The organism is Actinomadura chibensis NBRC 106107 (assembly GCF_001552135.1).
Lineage (GTDB): Bacteria > Actinomycetota > Actinomycetes > Streptosporangiales > Streptosporangiaceae > Spirillospora > Spirillospora chibensis.
The window spans coordinates 1-24,725 of sequence record NZ_BCQP01000030.1 but is presented as its reverse complement, the minus strand read 5'-3'; the positions used below and the strand labels follow the sequence as shown (position 1 = coordinate 24,725).

Sequence of the window (24,725 nt, the reverse complement as noted above, 5' to 3'; positions counted from 1 at the left end):
TCACCACTCTCCCGTGCGCACCGCGAAGCGGCGCAGCTTGCCCGTCGCGGTGCGCGGCAGTCCGGTCCGGAACTCCACTCGGCGCGGCACCTTGTAGGGGGCGAGCCGGAGCCGCGCCAGGGCGATCAGCTCGTCCGCCAGCCCGGCGCGGTCCGCGCCGGGCGCGCCGGGGCGGGGCACCACGAAGGCGCGCAGCTTCCGCGCGCCGTGCTCGTCGGCGATGACCGCCACGGCGGCCTCGGACACCGCCGGGTGCTCGGCCAGCACGCGTTCGATCTCCAGGGGGGAGACGGTGATGCCGCCCACCATCTCCATGTCGTCGTTGCGGCCGCGGTGCTTCAGCGCGCCGCCGTCCACGTGTTCCGCCAGGTCCCCGGTGCGCAGCCAGCCGCCGCGCAGCGCCCGTGCGGTCTCGGCGGGCCGGTCCAGGTACCCGGTCATGACCGAGGCGCCCCGCACCCAGATCTCTCCCTGGCCCTCGGTGACGGGCGCGCCGTCCTCGCCGCGCAGCTCGACCTCGTATCCGGGCAGCGGGCGGCCGACGGTGCCGGGCTCGTCCCGCCAGGCGGTGTTGGAGCAGAAGGCGTGGCCGACCTCGGTGGAGCCGAGCTGGTCCAGGACCGGAACGCCGAGAACCTCGCCGGTCCTGGCGCCGAGGGAGACGGACAGGGACTCGCCGGCCGAGACGGCCACCCGGACCGAGGGGAACGCACCGGGCGGGCATTCGGCCACCAGGTTGGCGTACGCGGACGGCACGCCGTACAGCAGCGTCACGCCGTGCCGCGCCGCGATCTCGGCGATCTCCGCCGACGCCGGCCGGTGCGGCACGAGCACGGCGGCGGAGCCGGAGAAGAGCGGGAAGACCAGCGCGTTCCCCAGGCCGTAGGCGAAGAACAGCTTCGAGACCGACAGCGTCACGTCGTCGTGCCGCACGCCCACCACGCCGTCGCCCGCGGCCCGCTGGTAGCGCGCCGGGTCGGCGTGGCGGTGCAGCGCCGCCTTCGGGACGCCGGTCGTGCCGGACGTGTACTGCGCGTACAGCGGCGTGTCGCCGGTCACGGCGGCGGCCGGTCCGGACGGGGCGTCCGCGGCCAGCCGCACCAGCCGCTCGCCCGCCAGGACGGCGGCGCCGTCGAAGCGTCCGACGAGGCGGTCCTCCGCCACCACGAGACGGGCCCGGCAGTCGTCGGCCAGGAAGCCGTGCTCGTCGGGGACCAGTTCGGGGTTGACCGGGACGGCGACCGCGCCGAGCCGCGCGGCCGCGAGGAACGCCGTCACCCACGCGATGCCGTCGCAAAGCGCGATGAGCACCCGGTCACCGGGGCGGACGCCCTGCCCGGCGAGGACCGACGCGGCGGACGCGGCGAGGGCGTGCACCTCGCCGTGCGTCCAGGAGCGCTCGGCGCTGTGGAAGGCGGGCCGCCGCCACCGGCCGTCCCGGCGGGCCAGGGCGTCGAGACGCAGCGCGAGGTTCGCGGGCGGGCCTTGCGCGACCCGCCCGCCGCGCCTCGGGGCGGTCGGCGTCCGGACCGTGGCGCGGCCGGACGGAGGCTCAGGCATGGCGGGGCCTTTCGGACGGGCCGCCCCGGGGGCGGCGCGGCAGGTCGAGGGGGGCGGTGAGGAAGGCGCCGTCCACCGGGCCCACCGGCCACCAGCCGCCCGTGACCAGCTCGGCGAGCGCGTCGGCGCGGTCGTCGGCCAGCGCGCCGGCGACGAGGGTGCCGACCAGCCAGAGGACCGCGCCCGACAGCGCCAGCGCGTCGGCGTCCCCGGGGTCGGCGGGGCGCAGCCGCGGCGTCGCGACCAGCATCGCCACGTGCTCGGCCAGTTCCAGCCGGTCCGCGCGGCCGGCTCCGAGGAGCCGGCGCCGCGCGTCGTGCCGTCGGCGCTCCAGGGAGGCCAGCCAGTCGGGCGCCACGCGGTCGAGGACCGCCGCGGAGACGTCCGGCACCCGCCGCACCGGCGCGCCCGCGAGCGTCTCCGGCAGCTCCTCGCTTCTCCGCCGGTGCGCGCCGTCCGGCGGGACGTGCGCGGACACACCGTCGAGCAGGGCCGCGACGCGGTCGCCGCCGGGGCCGAGGTCGCGGGCGAGTCCCTCCGGCGGGGCGCTCAGCTCGTAGTAGCGGGCCAACGCGTCGCCACCTCCGGGTAGTCCAGGCCGAGGTCGTCGCACAGCAGCGCCCGGGTGCGCCGGACGAACTCCGCCCGCGCCTCGTCGTTGGTCAGCCGTTTGATGCCCCACCTGCGGAAGGTCTCGTTGTTGCGGGAGTCGCTGCGGCCGAAGAAGGGCAGCGTCATCGCGATGAGGCGGTGCGCCGCCGAGCGGACCTCCTCGCGGGCGCCCGGATCGGCGGCCAGCCGCCTGGCGCGCGCGGCGCCGAACCCGACGTGGAAGCGCTCCTCCGGCATCAGCGACCGGCACAGCTCGCGCAGCGGCACATACGAGCAGTCGCACAGGTCTTCCATGAGCACGACCTCGGCCAGATCCACGATCGCCTTGGTCATCACATATCCGGTCCACGACTCCACCTGGTAGTCGAAGACCGACAGCGGCGGCCGGTCGCGGGCGTCCTCAAGCCCCAGCTCATTCGCCAGTCTGTTGAACTTCAGATGGTGGCCGTACTCCTCCATCGCCATTCTGCAGGCGAGCCATTTGTCACGCGGAGTGGGCGCGAGCGAAATGGACGGCTCGTCGAAGACCGCCGCCCCCGCCGCCTCATTGCGCACATGACTGTTGATGATCTTGCCGAGCGCGGTGACGTACTCGGCGCCGAGCGCGTGCGCCGCGGCGGCGTCCCGGGCTTCCTCGGTGAGTGCGGGCGGCATCCCCTCTCCTTCCGGACATCTCCGGACATCATCGACGGAAGCTAAGCGCGGTCCGGAGCGGAGGCAAGTGCCCGGACGGGCACCTCGAAAGAGCACCTCCCGACTTGGGGCGGTGCGTCGACCGGGCACCTGTGGCACGTTCCCGCTGATGAACTCTTCCGGGCCGACCGGTTAGGTTAGGCAACCCTAATAGTCGAATGGCTACCCGCGGACTGCATTCCACTAATTCAAGATTGGTCAGGCACTTAGGTATATGCCAGTGTTATGCGCCATGACGGAAACGGCGATGCGTTCGTACTGCCTGTCCGCGCACGGCCGGGTGCTTTCCCCGAACGACCTCGAAGCGGCCGTGAACGAGCTGACCGGATCGCCATGCCGCGCCATTCAGACCGTTCCGGACGGAAGCCTGACGGCATTGGTGGAATCCGTTCCGGGAGCCGGGCCGTCGGCCCGCCGGGTGCGCGGCGCCGCCCTCGACGCCTGCGGCGCGGTGGTGGAGACGGTGGCGTTCGTCGACCCGGGATCGCTGACCGGCGACCGGGCGGACCTCGTGACCCGCTACCGCCGCGGGCTGCTGCCGGTCCGCGCCGTCGACACCCTGGCCGCCCCGCCCGTCCCGTTGAGCGCCGCATCGGACGCCGATCGTCCCGGCTCGCGCGCCCGGGCCGCCGCCCCCTCCGCACCGGCTCCCGCGCTGGACGAGATCGCCCGCGCCGCGGCCGACCTGCTCGGCGTCCGCCCGGAGGACCTCGACCACGGCGAGGACCTCATCGCGCTGGGCCTCGACTCCGTCCGCGTCATGCAGCTCGCCAACGACTGGCTGCGCCGGGGCCTGGACGTCAAGTTCACCGACCTCGTGGAGGCGCCGACCATCGAGTCATGGCACGCGCTGCTCCGGTCGTGCGGCGCCGTCGCCCTGCCGCGGCCCGAGGCCGAACCGGTCGACCGCGACGCCCCCTTCGCCCTCACCCCGCTCCAGCACGCCTACTGGTTCGGCCGCCGCGACCGCCAGGTGCTCGGCGGCGTCGGCTGCCACTTCTACATCGAGTTCGACGGCACCGCCATCGACCGCGACGCCCTGGAGCGCGCCGCCCGCGCCCTGTTCGAGCGGCACGACCTGCTGCGCGCCCGCTTCCTCGACGACGGCACCCAGCAGGTTCTCCCGCACAGCCCCTGGCCGGGCCTGACCGTCCACGACCTGAGCACGGCGGAGGACGCCGAAGAGGCCCTGCTCAGGAAGCGCGAGCTGCTGTCGCACCGGCGGCTGGACGTCGAGCGCGGCGAGGTGCTCGACCTGGCGCTCTCGCTGCTGCCCGGCGGCGCCTACCGCCTGCACGTCAACATCGACCTGCTCGTCGCGGACGTCCGCAGCATCCAGATCGTCCTGCAAGACCTGGCCGCCCTCTATCGCGGCGAGGACGCCGAGCTGCCCCCGCTGACCTACTCCTTCCGCGAGTACCTCGCCCAGCGGGAGCCGCTGCGGGCGAAGGACCGCGAGGCTGGCCGCCGGTACTGGGCCGACCGCCTGGCCGAGCTGCCGCCCGGGCCGCCGCTGCCGCTGGCCGTCGAGCCGGAGCGGGTGGAGCGGGTCCGGGTGGTGCGCCGCGACCGCAAGCTCACCGCCGGGGAGCGGGAGCGGCTGGCCGGGCGCGCTCGCGCGCACGGCGTCACCCTGCCGATGGCCATGGCCGCCGCGCTGGCCGAGGTCGTCGGGCTGTGGAGCGGCGCGCCGCGCTTCGTGCTGAACGTCCCGCTGTTCGACCGCCAGGCGATCCACCCGGACGTGGAGCACATGGTCGCCGACTTCTCGAACCTCGTCCTGCTGGAGGTGGACCTGTCGCGGCCCCAGACGTTCGCGGAGCGCGTCGCGGCGCTGCAAGCGCGTTTCCAGCGCGACGCGGCGCACTCGGCCTACTCCGGCGTCGAGGTCCTTCGCGACCTCAACCGGGGCGGCCGCCATGACCAGGTCACCGCGCCGGTCGTGTTCACCAGCGCGCTCGGCATGGGCGACCTCGTCGGCGCGGACGTGCGGCGGAGCCTCGGCCGGCTGGGCTCGATGCTGTCGCAGACGCCGCAGGTGTGGCTCGACCACCAGGTGGTCGAGGTCGACGGCGGGCTGCTGGTCAACTGGGACGCCGTCGAGGAGCTGTTCCCGCCGGGCGTGCTGGACGGCATGGCCGACGGTCACAACCGGCTCCTGGACTGGCTGCTGGAGAACGACTGGGACGCGCCCGTCCCGACGCTGGTACCGCCCGCCCAACTCGCCGTCCGCGCGACGGTCAACGACACCGCCGCGCCCCTCCCCGAAGGGACCCTGCACGAACGGTTCTTCGAGCTGGCGCGCCGCGACCCGTCCCGGCCCGCCGTGCACCATGCCGCCGGGCCCGCGATCAGCTACGGCGACCTCGCCGGCCGGGCGCTGCGCGTCGCGGGGTTCCTCCAGCGGAACGGCGTCCGGCCGGGCGACGCGGTGGCGGTGTGTCTGCCCAAGGGCCCCGGCCAGGTGGCGGCGGTCCTCGGCGTCCTCGCCGCCGGGGCGATGTACGTCCCGGTCGGCGTCGACCAGCCGCCCGCCCGGCGCGACCAGATCGTCCGCACCGCCGGCGCCCGCTTCACGCTGACCCTGGCGCCCGACGAGCTTCCCGACGTCCCGCCGTTGGACGCCCCCGTCGCCGTGGACCCGGAGAGCAGCGCATACGTGATCTTCACGTCGGGGTCCACGGGCGCGCCGAAGGGCGTCGAGGTCGCCCATCGCGCCGCCCTCAACACCGTGCTGGACGTCGACGCCCGCTTCGGCGTCACCGGCGGCGACCGCGTCCTGGCCGTGTCGGCGCTGGACTTCGACCTGTCGGTCTGGGACGTCTTCGGCCCGCTGTCGGCCGGCGCCTCGCTGGTCATGATCGACGAAGCCGAGCGGCGCGACGCCGCGCGGTGGGCGCGGCTGGTGAACGAGCACCGGGTGACGGTGTGGAACACCGTGCCCGCGCTGCTGGACATGCTGCTGACCGCCGCCGACGGCCCGCTCCCCTCATTGCGGCTGGCCCTGGTGTCCGGCGACTGGGTCCCGCTGGACCTGTCCGCCCGCCTGGCCCACGCGGCGCCGCGATGTCGGCTCATCGCGCTCGGCGGCGCCACCGAAGCCGCCATCTGGTCCAACTACTGCCCGGTGCCGCCCCGAATTCCCTCCGAATGGGTGTCCGTCCCCTACGGCAGACCTCTGACCAACCAGTGCTTCCGCGTCGTGGACCCGCAAGGCCGCGACTGCCCGGACTGGGGACGCGGAGAACTGTGGATCGGCGGAGCGGGAGTCGCCAAGGGCTACCGGGGCGACCCCGACACCACCGCCGCCAAATTCGTCGAGCACGACGGAGTCCGTTGGTACCGCACGGGCGACATGGGCCGCTACTGGCCGGACGGCACCTTGGAGTTCCTCGGCCGCATCGACCACCAGGTCAAGGTCCGCGGCCACCGCATCGAACTCGGGGAAGTCGAAGCGGCGCTGCTCTCCCATCCCGGGGTCGAAAGGGCGACGGCCACCACGGTCGAGAGCGCAGCCCATCAGTTGGCGGCCGTCGTCGTCCCGTCCGGCGATCAGCAGCGGCTCGATGAGGACGACCTCCGCGCGCACCTCGCCGACCGTCTGCCCCCGTACATGGTCCCCGAGCACATCGCCCAGATCTCCGGCCTCCCGCTCACCGCCAACGGCAAGGTCGACCGCGCCGAGGTCCGGACGATCCTGACCGGAGAACTCGCCGGACGTGCGGAACGTTTCGAGCCGCCCCGTCCCGGTATCGAGAGCGTCATGGCCGCGATCTGGACCGAGGTGCTGAAGGTACCGGCGGTGGGCCGCGACCAGAACTTCTTCGCGCTCGGCGGCGACAGCCTCCTCGCCACCCGCCTCATCCTCCGCCTGCGCGCCGAAGGAGTCGCGGGCGCCGAGCTGACGAACCTGTTCGACAACCCCGAACTGGCCGCCTTCGCCCGGACGGTACGGCTCGGCGGGGAGGACGAGGCCGCCGAGGCGTCCGTCCTGCGGGCCGACCCGGAACACCGGTACGAGCCGTTCCCGCCCACCGACGTGCAGCGCGCCTACTGGTTCGGCCGTACCGACGCCTTCGCGCTCGGCGGCGTCGGCTGCCACTTCTACACCGAGTACGACTTCGACGGCCTCGACCTGGCCCGCTTCGGGGCGGCGTGGAACCGGCTGATCGAACGTCACGAGATGCTGCGCGCGGTCTTCCAGCCCGACGGCGCGCAGCGCATCCTCCCCACCGCGCCGGAGCTGGTAATCCCCGTCACGGAGGCCGGTGACGGCGCCGCCGACGAGGCCCTCGCCGAGCTGCGCGGGTCGATGTCGCACCAGCTCATCGACGTCACCCGGTGGCCGCTGTTCGACGTGCGGGCCGTGCGGTACGGCGAGGGCCGCGTCCGGATCGGCGTCAGCTTCGACAACATCGTCTTCGACGCGCTCAGCATCATGACCCTGCTGCGCGAGCTCGACGTCCTCTACCGCGACCCCGGCGCCGACCTGCCGCCGACCGGCCCGTCCTTCCGCGACTACGTGCTCACGGTCGGGCCCGACCCGCAGGCGCGGCGGGACGCCGAGGAGTACTGGTCGGCCAGGGTCGGCGAGCTGCCGCCCGCGCCCCAGCTCCCGCTGGCCGCCGACCCGGCCGGCCTCGGCCGCCCGCGCTTCACCCGCCGCCAGATCCGCGTCCCCGCCGAGCAGTGGCGGACGGTCAAGGACACCGCCCGGCGGCACGGCCTCACCCTCTCGACCGTCCTCGCCACGGCGTTCGCCGACGCGCTCGGCGCGTGGAGCGCCCGCCGCGACATGACGATCAACCTCACCCTCTTCGACCGGCGCCAGGTGCACCCGGACATCGACAGGGTCCTCGGCGACTTCACCTCGCTGCTGCTGGTCGCCTACGAGCCGGGCGATACCTGGCTGGACAGCGCCCGCAGGCTCCAGCGCCGGGTGGCGCGCGACCTCGACCACAGCGACGTGTCCGCGCTGTGGGTGATGCGCGAGCTGGCCAGGCGGACCGGCTCGTCCGACGCCGCCATGCCGGTGGTGTTCACCAGCACGCTCGGCGTGGCGGACGAGGACGGCGCCCTGACCGGCACGCTCTTCGCCGACCCGGTCTGGGGCGTGTCGCAGACGCCGCAGGTGTGGATCGACCACCAGGTGGTCGAGGTCGACGGCGGGCTGGTCGTCAACTGGGACGCGGTCGAGGACCTGTTCCCGCCCGGCGTCCTGGACGCCATGACCGACGGCTACGGCCGGCTGCTGGAATGGCTGCTGGACTCCGACTGGGACGCGCCCGCGCCGTCGCTGGTCCCGGCGTCGCAGCTCGCGGTGCGGGCGGCGGCCAACGACACGGCGGCGCCGGTTCCCGAGGGCACGCTGCACGGCCGCTTCTTCGAGCGGGCGCGCCGGGATCCGTCCCGCGTGGCGATCCGCCCCGGCGTCTCCTACGGCGAGCTGGCCGGACGGGCGTTGCGGGTGGCCGGGTTCCTGCGCGAGCGGGGTGTGCGCGCGGGCGATGCGGTCGCGGTGTCGCTGCCGAAGGGCCCCGACCAGATCGCGGCGGTGCTGGGCGTCCTGGCGGCGGGGGCGCTCTACGTGCCGATCGGCGTCGACCAGCCCAAGGCCCGGCGCGAGCAGATCATGCGCCGCGCCGACGCGCGCCTGCTGCTGACCGAACCGCCCGAGGGGGAGCCGCTGGACGCTCCGGTGGAGGTGAAGCCGGACGCGAGCGCGTACGTGATCTTCACGTCCGGGTCCACGGGCGAGCCGAAGGGCGTGGAGGTCTCCCACCGCGCGGCCCTGAACACCGTGCTGGACGTCAACGCCCGCTTCGGCGTCGGCGCGGACGACCGCGTCCTGGCGGTGTCCGCCCTGGACTTCGACCTGTCGGTATGGGACGTGTTCGGACCGCTGTCGGCCGGTGGGTCGCTGGTCATGGTGGACGAGGACGACCGCCGCGACGCCGCCCGGTGGGCGCGCCTGGTCGCCGAGCACGGCGTGACCGTGTGGAACACCGTCCCCGCGCTGCTGGACATGCTGCTGGTCGCCGAGCGCGGGCAGCTCGGCTCGCTGCGGCTGGCGATGGTGTCGGGCGACTGGGTCCCGCTGGACATGTCGGCCCGGCTCGCGCGCGTCGCGCCGGAGTGCCGCCTGATCGCGCTCGGCGGCGCCACGGAGGCGGCGATCTGGTCCAACTACTGCCCGGTGCCCGCCGAGGTGCCGCCGGAGTGGGTGTCGGTGCCCTACGGCCGCCCCTTGGCCAACCAGTGCTTCCGGGTCGTCGACTCGCTGGGGCGCGACTGCCCGGACTGGACTCCGGGAGAGCTGTGGATCGGCGGCGCGGGAGTGGCCGAGGGGTACCGGGGCGACCCGGACACCACCCGCGCCAAGTTCGTCGAGCACGAGGGGATGCGGTGGTACCGCACCGGCGACATGGGCCGCTACTGGCCGGACGGGACGCTGGAGTTCCTCGGCCGGGTGGACCACCAGGTCAAGGTCCGCGGCCACCGCATCGAACTCGGCGAGATCGAGGCGGCGCTGCTGTCCCACCCGGGCGTGAAGCGCGCGGTGGCGACCACGGTCGGCGGCGCCGCCCGCGGGCTGGCCGCGCTGGTCGTCCCGGCCGGTGACCTGGACGGGGGCGACCTGCGCGACTGGCTGGCCGGGCGGCTCCCGCCGTACATGATCCCGGAGCCGGTCGTCCAGGTCCCCGACCTCCCCCTCACCCCCAACGGAAAGATCGACCGGAACGCTCTGAACCGCCTGGTCGAGGAGCACGGCGACGGCCCGCCGGAGGACGCCCCGCCCACCGGCCCCGTCGAGGAGGCCCTCGCCGGGATCTGGCGGGCGCTGCTCGACGTCCCCGACGTGGGCAGGCACCAGAACTTCGTGACCCTCGGCGGCGACAGCGTGCTGGCCACCCGCCTGGCCGAGGAGATCAGGATCGAGTTCGGCGTCGAGCTGCCCCTGCGGGCGCTGTTCGCCGAGCCGACCATCGCCGGGCACGCCGCCCTGATCGAGCGACGCGACGACGACGGGGCCTTCGACGACGGAGCCTTCGAGGAGGGCACGATATGACGGCTGGTCAGCTCATCGCCGAACTGGCCCGCGAGGGCGTGCAGCTGTGGGAGGAGGCGGGCCGGCTGCGGTTCCGCGCTCCCGAGGGCGTCCTCACCGCGGAGCGGCGCGCGCAGCTCGCCGCCCGCAAGGACGAACTGCTGGACCACCTGACCCGCCCGGCCCCGCCGGAGCTGGCGCCCGAGCCCGGCGCCCGGCACGAGCCGTTCCCCCTCACCGACGTGCAGGCCGCCTACCTGCTCGGCCGCGGCGACGCCTTCGACTACGGCGGCACCGCCTGCCAGGTCTACGCGGAGCTGGCGTTCGCCGACCTGGACGCGCCGCGCATGGAGGACGCCTGGAACCGGCTGGTCGAGCGGCACGACATGCTGCGCTGCACCGTCCACGTGGAGGGCTACCAGGTCACCGCCCCCGAGACGCCCCGGTACGGCATCGCGGTGGCCGACCTGCGGGGCCGCTCCCCCGCCGAGGTCGACGCGCGGGTCGCCGCCACCCGGAGCGCGATGGACGGCCGCCGCTACGACCCCGCCGTCTGGCCGCTGTTCGACCTGCGGATCACCCGGACCGGCGACCGCGACCTCCTGCACGTCTCCATCGACTTCCTCATCGCCGACTACCTGAGCATCCAGCTCCTGCTCACCGAGCTGAAGCGGCTCTACCTCGACCCGGACGCGGAACTGCCGCCGCTGGAGATCACCTTCCGCGACTACGTGGCGGCGGCCCGAGGCCTGCGCGACGGCCCCGCCCGCGAGCGCGACCGGCGCTACTGGGAGGACCGGCTGGACGAGCTGCCCGGCGCGCCCGAGCTGCCGCTGCGCGAGGACCGGGACGTCCAGGCGACCGGCTCCTTCACCCGCCACGCGGTCCGCTTCTCCCCCGGCCAGTGGAGCGGGCTGCGCGAACGGGCGGCGGAGCACGGCGTCACGCCCTCGACCGCCGTGCTCGCCGCGTTCGCCGAGGTCGTCGGACGCTGGAGCCGCCAGCCCGCGTTCTGCCTCAACCTCACGCTGCTCAACCGGCATCCGCTCCACCCGCAGGTGGGTTCGCTCGTCGGCGACTTCACCACCGTCAGCCTCCTTGAGGTGGACGGCGCCGGGGACCGCTTCGCCGACCGCGCCGCCGCGCTCCAGCGCCGCCTCTGGGACGACCTGGACCACCGGCTCTACTCGGGCGTTGAGCTGATGCGCGAGATGGCCCGGCGGCAGGGCAGGCGGACCGCCCTGTACCCGGTCGTCTTCACCAGCACCGTCGGGCTCAGCGACGAGAACGAGGGCATGCGCGGCCTGGCCGAGGTGGTGCACGGCGGGAGCCGGACGCCCCAGGTGTGGATCGACTGCCAGGCCCTGGTCGAGAACGGCGTCCTGGAGGTCAGGGCCGACGTGCGCGACGGCGTCTTCCCCGCCGGGCTGATCGAGGACCTGTTCGCCGCGCTGCGCACGCTGCTCCTCGACCTGGCCGCGGCCGACTCCGCGTGGACGTCGGCCGCGCCGGTCGGGCTGCCCGCCGCGCAGGCCGAGCGGCGCGACCGCGCCAACGCGACCGCCGCGCCCCGTCCCGGGGGGCTGCTCCACGAGCCGGTCGTCGCCCAAGCCTTGGCCACGCCGGACGCGCCCGCCGTCGTCACGGCGGAGCGCACGCTGACCTACGGCGAGCTGCTCGCGCGGGCGACCGCCGTGGCCGAGAGCCTCGCGGAGGCGGGGGACGCGCCCGTCGCGGTGCTCATGGAGAAGGGCTGGGAGCAGGTCGTCGCCGTGCTCGGCACGCTGCTCTCCGGCGCCGCCTACCTGCCGGTGGACGCCGCCCAGCCGCCCGCCCGGCGCGACCGCATCATGGCCGACGCCGGGGTGGCCACCGCGCTGACGCAGTCCTGGATCGGCGAGCGCCCGGCCGGGGTGCGCTGCGTGGACGTCGACACGGCGCCGCCGTCCACCGCGCCCGCTCCCACGAGCCGCGCCCGTCCCGGCGACCTCGCCTACGTCATCTACACGTCCGGCTCCACCGGCGAGCCGAAGGGCGTGATGATCTCCCACGAGGCGGCGCTCAACACGGTCGCCGACATCAACCGCCGCTTCTCGGTCACCGCCGCCGATCGGGTGCTCGGCCTGGCCGGCCTCGGCTTCGACCTCTCGGTCTACGACGTCTTCGGCCCGTTGGCCGCGGGCGGCGCGCTGGTGCTGCCCGGCCCGCAGGAGCGCGGCGACCCGGCCCGCTGGGCCGGGCTCGTCGCCGAGCACGGGGTCACGCTGTGGAACTCCGTCCCGGCGCAGCTCCAGATGCTGGTCCACTACCTGGACGCCGACCCCGGGACCGACCTGCGCACGCTCAGGCTGGCCCTGCTCAGCGGCGACTGGATCCCGATCACGCTCCCCGCGGCCGCCCGCGCGCGGCTGCCCGGAGCCGAGCTGGTCAGCCTCGGCGGCGCGACCGAGGCGTCGATCTGGTCGATCTGCCACCCCATCGGCGACCTCTCCCCGGACTGGACGAGCGTCCCGTACGGGAAGCCGCTGGCCAACCAGACCTTCCACGTCCTGGACGCGGCGATGCGGCCGTGCCCGGACTGGGTGGCGGGCGAGCTGTACATCGGCGGCGCCGGGGTGGCGCTCGGGTACCTGGGCGACGAGGCGAAGACGCGGCAGCGGTTCGTCCGGCACCCGGAGACCGGCGAGCGCCTCTACCGCACCGGCGACCTCGGCCGCTACCGCGAGGACGGGGTGATCGAGTTCCTCGGCCGCGAGGACCGGCAGGTCAAGATCCGCGGGCACCGGATCGAGCTCGCGGAGGTCGAGGCCGCCGTCCAGGAGCACCCGGCGGTCGCCGCCGCCCACGTGCTGGTCGACGGCGACGGGCTGGAGCGCCGCCTCGCCGCCTTCGCCGAGCCCGCCCGCGGCGACCGCCCGCGCGAGCCCGCCGAAGCACTGGCGGACGAACTGCGGGCGGCGGGCTCCCGCGCGGGCGACGCGCACACCGCGCACCTCGACCGCGACGAGCTGATGGAGTTCATGGCCCGCCTGGACAGGGCCGCCGTCGTCGGCATCATGCGCGCCCTCGTCCGCCGGGGGTTGTTCGGCGCGCCCGGCGACGCCGCCACCACCGACGAGGTCATCGAGGCCGTCGGCGCGGCCCCCCGGCACCACCGGCTGGTGCGCCGCTGGCTGCGCGTCCTGGAGGACGAGGGGTTCCTGCGGCGGGACGGGAACGTCCGCCGCGCGGTGCGCACCGCCACCGAGCACGACCTCGACGCCGCCTGGGAGTCGGTCGCCGAGCTGCGACGCGAGGACAGCTACCCCGCAGTCCTGATCGACTACTTCAGGACCAGCACCAACCGCCTGCCCGAGCTGGTCCGCGACGAGCTGGACCCGCTGCCGCTGCTCTTCCCCGAGGGCCGCCTGGAGATCTCCGAGGCGGCCTACCGGGAGAACGTCATCAGCCGCTACGTCAACCACGCCGCCATCGCGATGCTGCGCCGCATCGCCGGGCGGCACGACGGCGGCCTGCGGGTGCTGGAGGTCGGCGCGGGCGTCGGCGGCATCAGCGCGCAGCTCATCCCGGCGCTCGCGGAGTACGACGTCGACTACCTGTTCACCGACGTCTCGCCGTTCTTCCTCAACGAGGCCCGCGAGCGCTTCGGCGACCGGCCCTGGGTGCGGTACGGGCTGTTCGACATCAACGAGGACTTCCGCGAGCAGGGGTACCGGCCCAACGACTTCGAGGTCGTCGTCTGCGTGAACGTCCTGCACAACTCCCGGCACGCGGGACGGGTGCTCGACCGGCTGACGCAGCTGCTCCGGCCCGGCGGCTGGCTGGTGTTCGTCGAGACCACCGAGGACAGCTACCAGATCATGACCTCGATGGAGTTCATGATGCCGGAGAAGGACCCGCGCAAATGGGACTACGAGGACTCGCGCAAGGGCCTCGACCAGACCTTCCTCGGCCGCGACGAGTGGCTCGGGCTGCTGCTCGACGCGGGCGCCGACACGACCGTGTGCCTCCCCGGCCCGGACGACGTGACGGCCCCGCTCGGGCAGCACGTCTTCGCCGCCCGGTTCAAGGCGGACCGGCGGCCGCTGGACGTCGCCGCGCTGGCCGGGCACCTCGCCGGACGGCTGCCCGAGTACATGATCCCGGCGCACCTCCAGGTCGTCGACGAGCTGCCGCTGACCCGCAACGGCAAGGTCGACACGGCCGCGCTGCGCTCCTGGCTGCCGCACGCCGCCGCGAGCCGCGCCTCGGCGGGCGGCCCGCCCCGCGACGACCTGGAACGGGAGCTCGCCGCCGTCTGGGGCGAGGTGCTCGGCGTGGCCGCGCCCAACCGCGACGACGACTTCTTCGACCTCGGCGGCGACTCCCTCGTGGTCGCCAAGCTCGCCGCCACGCTCCGCGCCCGCGTCCCCGCCGCGGAGGGGGTGCTCTGGGACGACCTGGTCCGCGAGATCCTGCACCGGCCGACGGTGGCGGCGCTCGCCGAGGCGCTGCGCGCGGACGGCGACCGCGACGGCGCCGCCGGGCGCGCCGACGCGTCGCCGCTCGTCCCGCTCGTCCCGCTCGGCGGGGAGCCCGGCGACGGCGGGCCGCTGCGCGTCCTCGTCCACGAGGGCAGCGGCACGCTCGCCCCCTACCGGGCGCTGTCGCGGCTGCTGGCGGGCAAGGGCGGCGCGCTCGCCGGGCTCGCGATCACCGACGTGGACTCCTACCTGGCCGAGGACCCGCGCGGCCTGATCGAACGCCGGGCCGCGGGCTACACCCGCGCGCTGCTCGACACCGGCGCAGGCGCCTTCCACGTCGTCGGCTACTGCATGGGCGGCCTGCTGGCCACCGAGATCGCCAGGCAGCTCGCCGAGGCGGGCTCCGAGGTCGCGAGCCTCACCGTGATCAGCAGCTACACGCTGCCCCGGATCATCGAGGACGACCTCGTGGTGGAGTACGTCTTCGCCAAGGTCATGGGCGCCGACCCGGCCGAGGCGGGCTACCCCGGCGACGAGCGGACGATGTCCGAGGTCTTCGAGCTGCTGCTCCGCGAAGACGAGGACAGGGTGCCCGCCGGGCGCGTCACCGCGCTCACCGGCGCGCTGGCGCCGGTCGCCGACGTCTTCCGCGCCCAGGCGAGGCGCCCGCAGGACGAACGGCTGGCCGCCATCGGCCGCGCCGCGAGCCGCCACGCGCACGCGGACGCCGACGTCGAACGGCAGGTCGCCGCCTTCTACCAGGTGGTGCGGCACAGCCTGCGCGCGGTCGGCGCGCACGAGCCGGAGCCGTACGCGGGCGACATCACGTTCCTGCGCCAGCTCGGCGACACGCGCTTCCTGCCGTGGCTGCGCGACGACATGACCGGGTTCTGGCGCGAGCTGTGCCTGGGCGAGCTGAGGGTGGCCGACGTCCCCGGCGACCACTTCAGCTGCCTGCGCCCGCCGCACGTGGACGAGGTCGCCGCCCTGCTGGCCGAAGGGTGGGAGCGGTCGTGACCGTCGGCGTGACCGGATGCTACGGCGCGGTGGGCCGCGCGCTCGTGCGCCGCCTGCGGGGGCGGCCGCGCCTGGGCGGCAGGGACCTGGCGAAGGTGCGGAGCCTCGCCCCGCCCGGAGCGGAGGCCGTCGAGGTGGACGTCGACGACGCCGCCGCGCTGGCGGAGTTCTGCGACGGCTGCGCGGTGGTGGTGAACTGCGCGGGCCCTTCGGCGAGCGTCGGCGACACGGTGGCGCTGGCCGCGCTGAGGGCGGGGGCCCACTACGTGGACGTGGCCGGAGAGCAGCTCGACCGTTCCCGCCTCACGGCCCTGGCCCGAGGACGCGCGGCGGTGCTGGCCGCCGGGATGATGCCCGGCCTGTCCGCGCTGCTGCCCCGCGCGCTGGCGGAGCGGGTCGGGCGGCCCTTCCGGCTGGTCGCCCGCGTCGGCGGCCTGGACCGCTTCACCAAGGCCGCCGCGCTCGACTACGTCGCCGCCCTGCACGGCGAGGACGCCGCTCCGCTGGCCGCGTGGCAGGGGCACCGGCCGCTGCGCGGCGCGCTGCGCCCGGCGGAGAACGTCGTCCTGCCGCACTTCCCGGGACGTGTCAGCGCCTACCCCTACCTGAGCGGGGAGACGCAGCGGCTGGCGCGGACGCTGGATCTCGCCGAGGTCGAATGGTGGGGCGTCTTCGACGGCGAGCGGACGCTCCGCGCGCTGTCCGGAGCCAGGGACAAGGAGATCGGGCAGGCGGCCGAGGACCTCGAACTCGCGGCCCGCCTCGACGCCCTCGGCCGCCGCCCGTACTTCCAGCTCGTCTTCGACCTGGACGGGAGGGTCCTCGTCGTCCGCGCCGCCGACAGCTACGAGCTGACCGCCGCGCTCGCGGCCACGGCCACGCGGGCGGTGGCGGCGGGCCGGGTGCCGCCCGGCGCCCACGACGCCTCCGCCGTGCTGGACCCGGCCGCCGTGCTCAAGGAACTGCGCGACGACCCGGCCGTGGAGGTCACCGAACTGTCACGGGCGCGCGTCGAGGAGGGGGTGCTGTGAACACCGGCACGCACGGGGACGGGGACCGGCGCCCGCGCGCGCTGGTGTGCGGGACGGGCTTCGGCCGCGTCCACCTGGCCGCTCTCACCGCGCCCGACTCGGCCTTCGAGCTCGCCGGGATCCTCGCCAGGGGCGGCGAGCGCTCGAAGGCGTGCGCGAACGAGGCGGACGTCCCGCTCTTCACGCGGGTCGACGACGTGCCCGGCGACATCGACCTGGCCTGCGTCGTCCTGCTCGGCGAGGTCAACGGGGGACCCGGCAGCGCGGTGGCGGCCGAGCTGATGGATCGCGGCGTGCACGTCCTGCAGGAGGGGCCGCTGCTGCGCGACGAACTGGCCGCCGCCCTGCGCGCCGCCCGCCGGAACCGGGTCGTCTACCGCGTGAACAGCCACTACGTTCACCTTCCTCCGGTGCGGCGCTTCATCGCCGCCGCCCGCGCGCTGCGGCCGGTGTACGTCGAGGCCGCCTGCGGCGTGCAGGTCTCCTACCACCTGTTCGACATCCTCGGCCGGGCGCTGGGCGGCCTTCGGCCCTTCGACCTGCCGCCCCCGACGGGACGCGGCCCGTTCCGGACGATCGACGGCACGCTGGCGGGCGTCCCGTTCACGCTGCGCGTGCAGAACCAGTTGCACCCGGCGGACCCCGACAACCACGCCCACCTGCTGCACCGCGTCACCATCGGCGCCGACGGCGGCACGCTCACGCTCGCCGAGACGCACGGCCCGGTGCTGTGGTCGCCCCGTCCGCACCTGCCCGCCGAGGCGAGGCGGACGACCCGGCTCGACGCCGCCGCCGACCCCGGCCTCGACCTGCCCGCCACCAGCGCGATCGGCCCCGCCGCTCCCCCGACCTACCGGGAGATCCTCGCGTCCGTGTGGCCGGAGGGCGCCCGCCGCGCCATCGCGCGCACATGGGAGGCGGTGAGTGAGGGCAGTGATCCATTACGTGAAGGGCAGTACTACCTGACCGTGAGCTCGGTGTGGCAGGCGATGGCCACTAGCCTCGGCTACCCCGAGCGCCTGTCCGGACCGCCGCACCGTCCGATGCCCGCCGACGAGCTGATCGCCGCCGCGAGAACCGAGTTGGAGGAATCACCGACATGACCGTCCGGCAACGGGAGCGGTGGCTGCGTCCGCTGCGGGTCCAGGACGTGCCCCGGCTGCGTCTCGTCTGCTTCCCGCACGCGGGCGGCGCCGCCGGATTCTTCAGGACGTGGGGGGCGCGCCTCCCCGACGGCGTCGAGTTGTACGGCGTCCAGTACCCGGGCCGCCAGGACCGGCTGCGCGAACCGCACGCGCGGACCATGGACGAGCTCGCCGAGCCGACCGCCGCCGCCCTCGCGTCGCTGGGCGAGGCGCCGCTCGCCCTGTTCGGCCACAGCATGGGCGCCGCCGTGGCGCACGAGACGGCCAGGCGGCTGGAGGGCATGCTCGGCCGCCCGCTGGCGGGGCTGGTCGTGTCCGGCCGCCCGGCTCCGGACCGGGTTCGTCCGACCGAGGTGCATCTCGGCGGCGAACCGGCGCTGGTGGCGGACCTCCGCAGGCTGGGCGGCACCAGCGACGAGGTCCTGGACGATCCGGCGCTGCGCGAGCTGGTCCTGCCGACGCTCGCCGCCGACTACGAGCTGATCGAGACCTACCGGCCCGCCGACCCGGCCCCGATCCGCACGCCGGTCTGCGCGTGCGTCTCCACCGCCGACCCCGAGGTGGACCGCGACGAGGCCGCCGGATGGGAGCGCCACACCGCGGGCCCGTTCCGGCTGCGGGTGTTCCCCGGCGACCACTTCTACCTGATCCCCCGGGAGGACGAGCTGGTCGAGCAGGTGCTGCGGTTCTGCGGCGTGCCCGGCCGCTGGCCGTCCACCCCCTGAGCCCATGACGATCACCAACGGAAAGGAGCCCCTGATGAGCATCGAGAACGAGCTGCGCGAGCTGGAGGAGAAGGGCTGGGCGGCCATCTCGGTCGGCGACGGCGACTTCTACCGCGGCCTGGTCACCGACCGCACGGTCTGCGTCGAGCCCGACGGCCTGCAGACCGGCCGCGAGCTGGCCGACGACATCGAGGCCAACAAGTCCCCGTTCGACGACTACACGCTCGACGACGTCAAGGTGCTGCCCCTGGGCGACGGGTCGGCGCTGATCACCTACAGGGCCACCATCCGGCTCACCGAGGCGGACTTCTCCTTCCAGCTCTACATGACGAGCGTCTACGAGCGCGGCGGCGGGGACGGCGGCTGGAGACTCGTCTTCCACCAGCAGACCCCGGTGAAGCAGGACGGCTGACAGGTCCGGGCGGCACGGGACCGCCCCCATCGGGAGGTAGCGCTCATGCGTGAAGAGGGAGTCGAGGTCGAGCGCCTCCGCAAGGTCTTCGGCAAGAAGACCGCCTTGGAGGAGGTGTCGTTCACGGTCGAGCCGGGGGCCGTGGTCGGCCTGCTCGGCCCGAACGGCGCCGGCAAGACCACGACGGTGAACTGCCTGAGCACGCTCCTGCCGCTGGACGGCGGCCGGGCCTCGGTGGCGGGGCACGACGTGGCCCGCGACCCGGCGGGCGTCCGCGCCTCCATCGCGCTGACCGGGCAGTTCGCCGCCGTCGACGACATGCTGACCGGGCGGCAGAACCTCGTCCTGTTCGGCCGGCTGCTCAAGCTGGACCGCCGTGCCGCCGCCGCGCGGGCCGCCGAACTGCTGGACGGGTTCCGGCTCGGCGACGCCGCCGACCAGCCGGTCAAGTCCTACTCCGGCGGCATGCGGCGGCGCCTGGACCTGGCGGCGGGCCTGGTCGTCAAGCGGCCCGTGCTCTTCCTCGACGAGCCGACGACCGGGCTCGACCCGGTCGGCCGCCAGGAGATGTGGGACATGGTCGACCGCCTGCGCGCGGAGGGCGTCACGCTGCTCCTCACCACCCAGTACCTGGAGGAGGCGGACCGGCTGGCCGACCGGATCGTGGTCATCGACCACGGCCGGGTGATCGCGCAGGGCACCCCGGACGAGCTGAAGAACCAGGTCGGCGGGCAGGTGTGCGAGGTGCGCGCCGAGCCGCGCGAGCGGACGCTGCGCGTCCTGCGGGAGCGGTTCGGCGACGTGGCGGAGTCCGGCGGGGTGGTCACCGTCCGCGGCGCCGACCCCGGCACGCTGACCGACGTCGTCGCGGTCCTGCGCGAGGCGGGGATCGGCGCCGACGACATCAGGCTGCGGCGCCCCACGCTCGACGAGGTGTTCTTCACGCTGACCGGCGCGAAGGCCGACCGGGAACCCGAGGAGGTCGGCTGATGGCCACGGGCACAGAGGCGGGCCCGGCCAACCTCTTCGGGCAGGGAATGCTGCTGGCGGGACGCAACCTCCGGCTCAACTCGATAGCCGACACCGTCAGCACCATGGTGGTGTTCCCGATCGTGTTCGTCTTCGGGTTCCTGGCGCTGTTCCAGAACCTGCTGCGGACGCGCGGCGTCGACTACGCCCAGTTCCTCCCCCCGGCGATCGTCGTGCAGTGGATGTTCTCGGTGGCGATCACCGCCGCCTTCTTCTTCGCCGCCGACCGGCGGAGCGGCATGCTGGCCCGCTACCGGTCGCTGCCGATCAGCCGGGGCGCCGTGGTGGTCGGCCGGATCGCCGCCGACGCGGTCCGGGCGCTGCTGGCCCTCGCGGTGATCATCGCGACCGGGTACGCGGCGGGCTTCCGGTTCCAGGCCGGGCCCGTGGCGTCCCTGGGCTTCGTGGTGCTGTCGGTGGGCTTCGCGCTGACGGTCTCGGCGGGCACGAGCGCCGTCGGGCTCGTCTCCCGCGATCCCGAGGCCGTCTCCTCGACGCTGCACGTCGTCTACCTGCCGCTGCTGATGGTGTCCTCGGCCTTCGTGCCCGCCGACGCCTTCCCCGGCTGGATCGAGCCGTTCGTGCGGCACCAGCCGGTGAGCGTCGTGCTGGACGCCCTGCGGGCGCTCGCCGACGGCGGCCCGACGGCCGGGCCGGTGCTGAAGGCGGTCGCGTGGCTGGCGGCGCTGCTCGCGGTCTTCTCGGCGGCGGCGGTCCAGGCGTTCCGGAGGGCGGCATGAGCGTGATCACCGAGACGGGCCTGCTGGCGGGCCGCAACCTGCGCCGCTTCGCCAAGAGCACGCAACTGGTCGCCGACTCGCTGCTGTTCCCGCTGATCCTGCTCTTCCTCATGCTGCTGGTCTTCGGCGAGCTGGTGGACGAGGCGTCCGGCGGCCGCTACATCGACCGGCTCGCCCCGGCCATCGTGCTGTTCAGCGCCGCCTACGGCGCGGTCGGCACCGGCCTCGGGTTCTTCACCGACCTGCGCGGCGGCATCGTCGACCGGTTCAGGGCCATGGACATCGGCCGGGTGTCGGTGCTCGCGGGCCGGATCGTCGGCGACCTGGCGCGGGTCCTGCTGGTGGCGGCGGTCACCACGGGCGTCGCGCACGCGGTCGGGTTCCGCTTCGCCCGGGGGCCGCTGGCCGCGCTCGGCTTCTTCGCGGTCGTCGTCCTCTTCGCGTGGATCTTCCTGTGGCTCGCGGTCGTCGTGGCCATGTCGGCCAAGAGCGAGCAGGCGGTCAGCGGGGCTCTCAGCACCCCCGTCACGCTGCTGCTGTTCCTGTCGTCGGGTTTCGTGCCGGCGGACCAGTTCGCCGCATGGCTGCGGCCCGTGGTGCGGGCCAATCCGCTGTCGCTCGCGACCGACGCGCTGGTCGGCCTTTCCAGCGGCGGCGAGATACTGCGGCCGACGCTTTTCACCGCCGCCTGGGCGGTGGCCGCGACAGTGGTATTGGTGCCGCTCGCCGTGCGCCTCTACAAATGACATTCGCCGGGCCCGCGCGGGCCCGGCGAATTCGGTCAGCCGCGTCGCCTGAATTCGAGGAGGCGGTACTCGATATGCCCTTCTTCCGCGGCGCATCTCGCGGCGCGCAGCAGTGCGGCCCGCCAGCCGTGCTCGGCCGCCAGCGCGCGCACGCGCCGCTCGTCGCCGAGGTCGCTGAAGCCGAGCAGCAGCCTGCCGCCGGGCTCCAGGTGCGCGGCGGCGCCGCGGAAGAAGGCGGCGTGCGCCGCGTAGCCGGGGTCGAGGAAGGCCCGCTCCAGGGCGTCGGCGGGCCGGCCCTCGACGAAGTTGGAGTTCCAGTAGATGACGTCGAACCTGTCCTCGCCGGTCAGCGGCTCGAACATGTCGCCGCAGGCCACCTGGACCAGCGGACCGACGCCGTGCCGCTCGGCGTTGCGCCGGGTGTTCTCGGCGGCCGCCGCGCTGACGTCCAGCGCCGTCACCGCGGCGCAGCCGCGCAGCGCCGCCAGCACCGCGACGTATCCCGTGCCGCTGCCGACCTCGCAGAAGGAGCCGTGCGCGGGATAGGGCAGCCATTCGGCGTACAGCGCCGCCGACTGGGACAGCTGCGGGGCGTAGACGCCGGGCAGGAGATCCCATTCCATGCCGAGCAGGTGAAATGTTCGGGGAGTGCTGATTTCTCGGTGCCGGGCGATGAGGTCCTGTGCGACTTGGTGCATATGGCCGATTATAGGGAAAAGGCTCAAGAAGGCCACCGAATGAGGAGATGAAAAGAATGCCGACTCAGTCGCCGGCCGATCCGCTCCGGCAGTTCACGCGCTGGCGGGAGGAATGGCGCGCGGTCGACGCGCGGACGCCCGACTCCGCCGTGCTGGCCACGGCCGACCACCACGGCCGCCCCTCGGCCCGCTGGGTGGACGTCGCCTACGTCGACCACGGCTTCGTCTACTTCACCAACCACGCCAGCCGCAAGGCCGCGGACGTGGCCGTCAACCCGGCGGCTGCGCTCTGCTTCGGCTGGCTCGCCAAGGGGCGCCAGGTCAGGGCGGAGGGCCCGGTCACCCGGCTCGACGAGGTGGAGTCCGACGCCTACTTCGCCACCCTGCCCCGCTCGCTCCAACTGCTGGCCTGGAGCAGCGACCAGTCCGCCGAGATCGACGACCGGCAGGTGGTGCGCGCGCGCTTCGACGCCGAACGCGCCCGCTTCGACGGCCAGGAGGTGCCGCGTCCCGGCCACTGGGGCGGCTACCGGCTCACCCCGCAGGAGATGGAGTTCTGGCAGCGCCGGGCCGACGAGATCCAGGACCGGGTGCGCTACCGCCGCCGCGACGACGGCTGGCAGGTGGTCCGGGTGGCGCCGTGAGCAGCGCGAGCCGTGCGCGGGACCGCCATGAGGAGGAGACGATGATCGCCGGATGCGTGCCCTGCCCCGCGGAGACCGCCGAGCGCTACCGCGCGCTCGGCCTGTGGACCGGCCAGACCCTCGACACCCTGCTGTCCGCCCACGGCGAGCGCACCGCCCTGGTCGCGGGCTCGTCCCGGCGGACGTACCGGGAGCTCGCCGAGCGCGCCGCCCGGCTGGCCGCGGGGTTCCACGGCCTCGGGCTGCGCCGGGGCGACCGGGTGATCGTGCAGTTGCCGAACACGCCGGAGCTGATCGACACGTTCTTCGCCCTGGTGACGCTCGGCGCCGCCCCGGTGCTCGCGCTGCCTCCTCACCGGCGGGACGAGATCGGCCACCTGGCCGCCCTCACCGAGGCCGCCGCCTACGTCGTCCCCGACGTCCATCAGGGCTTCGACCACCGCGAGCTGGCCCGGCGGATCGACGGCCCGCGGCACGTGATCGTCGCGGGGGAACCGGCGGAGTTCGAGCCGCTGGCGTCGCTCTACGCCGAACCCGCCGAGCTGCCGCCGCCCGATCCGGGCGACGTCGCCTTCTTCCTGCTGTCGGGCGGCACCACCGGACGCGCGAAACTGATCCCGCGCACCCACGACGACTACATGTGCAACATCAGGCTGAGCGCCGCCAACGCCCGTCTCGGCCCCGACGACGTCTACCTGGCCGCACTCCCCATCGCACACAACTACGCCCTCGGATGCCCCGGCGTGCTGGGCACCTTCCACGCGGGCGGCAGCGTCGTGCTCAGCCCGACACCGAGCGTCGGTGACGCCTTCCCCCTCATCGAGGACGAGCGCGTCACCGTCACCGGCCTGGTGCCGTCGCTGGCGCTGCTGTGGGTGGACGCCGCCTCGTGGAGCCCCCACGACCTGTCGAGCCTGCGCCTCGTCCAGCTCGGCGGCGCGGGCGTCAGCCCGGACCTGGCCCGCGACGTGGCCCGGCGGCTCGGCCCGGTGCAGCAGTCGTTCGGGATGGCCGAGGGGCTGCTCAGCCAGAGCCCCCCGGACGACCCGCCCGAGCTGCTGGCCCGCGTCCAGGGAAAGCCGCTGTCGGCGCACGACGAGGTCCGCATCGTGGACGAGGCGGGCGCCGATGTGCCGCCCGGGGAGACGGGCGAGCTGCTCGTCCGCGGGCCGTACACGATCAGGGGCTACTTCCGGGCCGAGGAGCACAACGGCCGGGCCTTCACCCCCGACGGCTTCTTCCGCACCGGCGACCTCGCCCGCCGCACCGGGACCGGCCACCTGGAGATCCGCGGCCGCGTCAAGGACGTCATCAACCGCGGCGCCGACAAGGTGCCCGCCGAGGAGGTCGAGGAGCACCTGCTGGCCCACCCGGACGTGAAGGCCGCGGCGGTGGTCCCGGTGCCTGACCCCTACCTCGGCGAACGCACCTGCGCCTACCTCGTCGCCCGGGACGAGCCCCCCACCCAGCGGACGGTCGCCGCGTTCATGCGCGAGCGCGGCGTGGCCGCCTACAAGATCCCCGACCGCGTGGTCGTCGTCCCCGGCCTGCCGCTCACACCGGTGGGCAAGGTCGACAAGGCCAGGCTCCGGGACGGGTCGCCGTGACCGGCGCGACCGGCGCCATCGGCGGGGGCGGCGGGGTCGCGCAGCAGCCCGACTGGGGCGACCCGGCGCTGCTCGACCGCGTCACCGGCGCGCTGCGCCGGATGCCGCCGCTGGTCACGAGGGCGGAGTGCGAACGGCTCAGCGGGGCCGTCGCCCGGGTCGCCCGGGGCGAGGGCTTCATCCTCCAGGGCGGCGACTGCGCCGAGCGCTTCCACGAGTCCGGGCCCGCCGAGGTGCGCGCCAAGCTCGCCCAGCTCTACGGCCTGGCGGAGGCGATCCGCTCGGCCTCCGGCGCGGTGACCGTGCCGGTGGGACGCCTGGCCGGGCAGTACGGCAAGCCCCGCTCGGCGCCCTACGAGCGCACGGCGGGCGGTGCCGTCGTCCCGTCGTACCGTGGCGACGCCGTCAACAGCCCCGCCGCCGACGCCGGGGCCCGCCACCCCGATCCCACCCGGCTGCTCCGCGCCCACCGGTGCGCCGAGCGGGTGCTGCGGGTGGTGCGCGACTCGTGGACCGGCCGGCCGCCGCTGGAGCGGGCCTTCGTCTCCCACGAGG

At 74.5% G+C, this 24,725-nt stretch carries 16 protein-coding genes; 12 read left to right on the top strand and 4 right to left on the bottom strand.

Annotated elements, in window-relative coordinates; genetic code table 11:
• Genes ACH01S_RS18100 through ACH01S_RS18090 form a run of 3 tightly spaced genes read right to left on the bottom strand, consistent with a single transcriptional unit; the run spans nt 1 to nt 2,826 of the window.
• Nucleotides 1–1,560: a benzoate-CoA ligase family protein gene (locus tag ACH01S_RS18100; protein WP_083980834.1), complete on the bottom strand. Its 1,560-nt coding sequence runs from the start codon at nt 1,558–1,560 to the stop codon at nt 1–3.
• On the bottom strand, nt 1,553–2,131 hold the full coding sequence (locus ACH01S_RS18095; RefSeq protein ID WP_067892687.1) for a hypothetical protein: 579 nt from the start codon (nt 2,129–2,131) through the stop codon (nt 1,553–1,555). Before ACH01S_RS18095 ends, ACH01S_RS18100 begins: the two co-directional genes overlap by 8 nt.
• Nucleotides 2,110–2,826, bottom strand: a complete 717-nt coding sequence (locus tag ACH01S_RS18090; protein ID WP_174564891.1) for a Phenylacetic acid catabolic protein — start codon at nt 2,824–2,826, stop codon at nt 2,110–2,112. The genes ACH01S_RS18095 and ACH01S_RS18090 overlap by 22 nt, the downstream gene beginning before the upstream one ends.
• Nucleotides 2,827–3,112: 286 nt before the next feature.
• On the opposite strand from ACH01S_RS18090, the gene ACH01S_RS18085 reads away from it, so the two are divergent.
• Genes ACH01S_RS18085 through ACH01S_RS18045 form a run of 9 tightly spaced genes read left to right on the top strand, consistent with a single transcriptional unit; the run spans nt 3,113 to nt 21,221 of the window.
• A complete protein-coding gene (locus ACH01S_RS18085) occupies nt 3,113–9,934 on the top strand; it encodes a non-ribosomal peptide synthetase (protein ID WP_246236397.1) in 6,822 nt (2,273 codons plus the stop codon).
• Nucleotides 9,931–15,393 (top strand): non-ribosomal peptide synthetase, encoded by a 5,463-nt coding sequence (locus ACH01S_RS18080; RefSeq protein WP_067892685.1) that lies wholly within the window; start codon nt 9,931–9,933, stop codon nt 15,391–15,393. Before ACH01S_RS18085 ends, ACH01S_RS18080 begins: the two co-directional genes overlap by 4 nt.
• The gene (locus ACH01S_RS46015) at nt 15,390–16,424 is read left to right on the top strand and encodes a saccharopine dehydrogenase NADP-binding domain-containing protein (RefSeq protein ID WP_246236398.1); all 1,035 of its coding nucleotides are present in this window, start codon (nt 15,390–15,392) and stop codon (nt 16,422–16,424) included. Before ACH01S_RS18080 ends, ACH01S_RS46015 begins: the two co-directional genes overlap by 4 nt.
• Entirely contained in the window at nt 16,421–17,527 is a 1,107-nt protein-coding gene (locus ACH01S_RS18070) for a Gfo/Idh/MocA family oxidoreductase (protein WP_067892680.1), read from the top strand. Before ACH01S_RS46015 ends, ACH01S_RS18070 begins: the two co-directional genes overlap by 4 nt.
• A complete protein-coding gene (locus tag ACH01S_RS18065) occupies nt 17,524–18,294 on the top strand; it encodes a thioesterase II family protein (protein ID WP_067892678.1) in 771 nt (256 codons plus the stop codon). The genes ACH01S_RS18070 and ACH01S_RS18065 overlap by 4 nt, the downstream gene beginning before the upstream one ends.
• Before the next feature lie 34 nt (nt 18,295–18,328).
• Complete coding sequence (locus ACH01S_RS18060) at nt 18,329–18,706, top strand: nuclear transport factor 2 family protein (RefSeq protein ID WP_067892923.1); 378 nt, start codon at nt 18,329–18,331, stop codon at nt 18,704–18,706.
• 45 nt (nt 18,707–18,751) lie between these two features.
• Entirely contained in the window at nt 18,752–19,696 is a 945-nt protein-coding gene (locus ACH01S_RS18055; RefSeq protein WP_067892676.1) for a daunorubicin/doxorubicin resistance ABC transporter ATP-binding protein DrrA, read from the top strand.
• On the top strand, nt 19,696–20,475 hold the full coding sequence (locus tag ACH01S_RS18050) for an ABC transporter permease (protein WP_067892675.1): 780 nt from the start codon (nt 19,696–19,698) through the stop codon (nt 20,473–20,475). Before ACH01S_RS18055 ends, ACH01S_RS18050 begins: the two co-directional genes overlap by 1 nt.
• Nucleotides 20,472–21,221, top strand: coding sequence for an ABC transporter permease (locus tag ACH01S_RS18045; protein ID WP_067892673.1), 750 nt, complete (start codon nt 20,472–20,474; stop codon nt 21,219–21,221). Before ACH01S_RS18050 ends, ACH01S_RS18045 begins: the two co-directional genes overlap by 4 nt.
• A gap of 35 nt (nt 21,222–21,256) precedes the next feature.
• Here the strand turns inward: ACH01S_RS18045 and ACH01S_RS18040 are convergent, their stop codons facing one another.
• A complete protein-coding gene (locus ACH01S_RS18040; protein ID WP_067892671.1) occupies nt 21,257–21,919 on the bottom strand; it encodes a methyltransferase in 663 nt (220 codons plus the stop codon).
• A 56-nt stretch (nt 21,920–21,975) separates the two neighbouring features.
• On the opposite strand from ACH01S_RS18040, the gene pdxH reads away from it, so the two are divergent.
• The 3 genes from pdxH to ACH01S_RS18025 all read left to right on the top strand — a co-directional run.
• Nucleotides 21,976–22,563 (top strand): pyridoxamine 5'-phosphate oxidase, encoded by a 588-nt coding sequence (pdxH, locus tag ACH01S_RS18035; RefSeq protein ID WP_246236399.1) that lies wholly within the window; start codon nt 21,976–21,978, stop codon nt 22,561–22,563.
• Between the two features lie 41 nt (nt 22,564–22,604).
• Nucleotides 22,605–24,170 (top strand): (2,3-dihydroxybenzoyl)adenylate synthase, encoded by a 1,566-nt coding sequence (locus ACH01S_RS18030; protein WP_067892667.1) that lies wholly within the window; start codon nt 22,605–22,607, stop codon nt 24,168–24,170.
• On the top strand, nt 24,167–24,725 hold a 559-nt coding region (locus tag ACH01S_RS18025), incomplete at its 3' end, for a 3-deoxy-7-phosphoheptulonate synthase (RefSeq protein WP_255220225.1). The genes ACH01S_RS18030 and ACH01S_RS18025, both read left to right, overlap by 4 nt.

What these genes read in the sequence shown, in the direction of transcription:
- ACH01S_RS18050 (WP_067892675.1), top strand. Translation starts at nt 19,696, where the DNA reads ATGGCCACGGGCACAGAGGCGGGCCCGGCCAACCTCTTCGGGCAGGGA.
- pdxH (WP_246236399.1), top strand. Translation starts at nt 21,976, where the DNA reads ATGCCGACTCAGTCGCCGGCCGATCCGCTCCGGCAGTTCACGCGCTGG.
- ACH01S_RS18090 (WP_174564891.1), bottom strand. Translation starts at nt 2,826, where the DNA reads ATGCCGCCCGCACTCACCGAGGAAGCCCGGGACGCCGCCGCGGCGCAC.
- ACH01S_RS18045 (WP_067892673.1), top strand. Translation starts at nt 20,472, where the DNA reads ATGAGCGTGATCACCGAGACGGGCCTGCTGGCGGGCCGCAACCTGCGC.
- ACH01S_RS18065 (WP_067892678.1), top strand. Translation starts at nt 17,524, where the DNA reads ATGACCGTCCGGCAACGGGAGCGGTGGCTGCGTCCGCTGCGGGTCCAG.
- ACH01S_RS18100 (WP_083980834.1), bottom strand. Translation starts at nt 1,560, where the DNA reads ATGCCTGAGCCTCCGTCCGGCCGCGCCACGGTCCGGACGCCGACCGCC.
- ACH01S_RS18055 (WP_067892676.1), top strand. Translation starts at nt 18,752, where the DNA reads ATGCGTGAAGAGGGAGTCGAGGTCGAGCGCCTCCGCAAGGTCTTCGGC.
- ACH01S_RS18030 (WP_067892667.1), top strand. Translation starts at nt 22,605, where the DNA reads ATGATCGCCGGATGCGTGCCCTGCCCCGCGGAGACCGCCGAGCGCTAC.
- ACH01S_RS18060 (WP_067892923.1), top strand. Translation starts at nt 18,329, where the DNA reads ATGAGCATCGAGAACGAGCTGCGCGAGCTGGAGGAGAAGGGCTGGGCG.
- ACH01S_RS18085 (WP_246236397.1), top strand. Translation starts at nt 3,113, where the DNA reads ATGCGTTCGTACTGCCTGTCCGCGCACGGCCGGGTGCTTTCCCCGAAC.
- ACH01S_RS18080 (WP_067892685.1), top strand. Translation starts at nt 9,931, where the DNA reads ATGACGGCTGGTCAGCTCATCGCCGAACTGGCCCGCGAGGGCGTGCAG.
- ACH01S_RS18040 (WP_067892671.1), bottom strand. Translation starts at nt 21,919, where the DNA reads ATGCACCAAGTCGCACAGGACCTCATCGCCCGGCACCGAGAAATCAGC.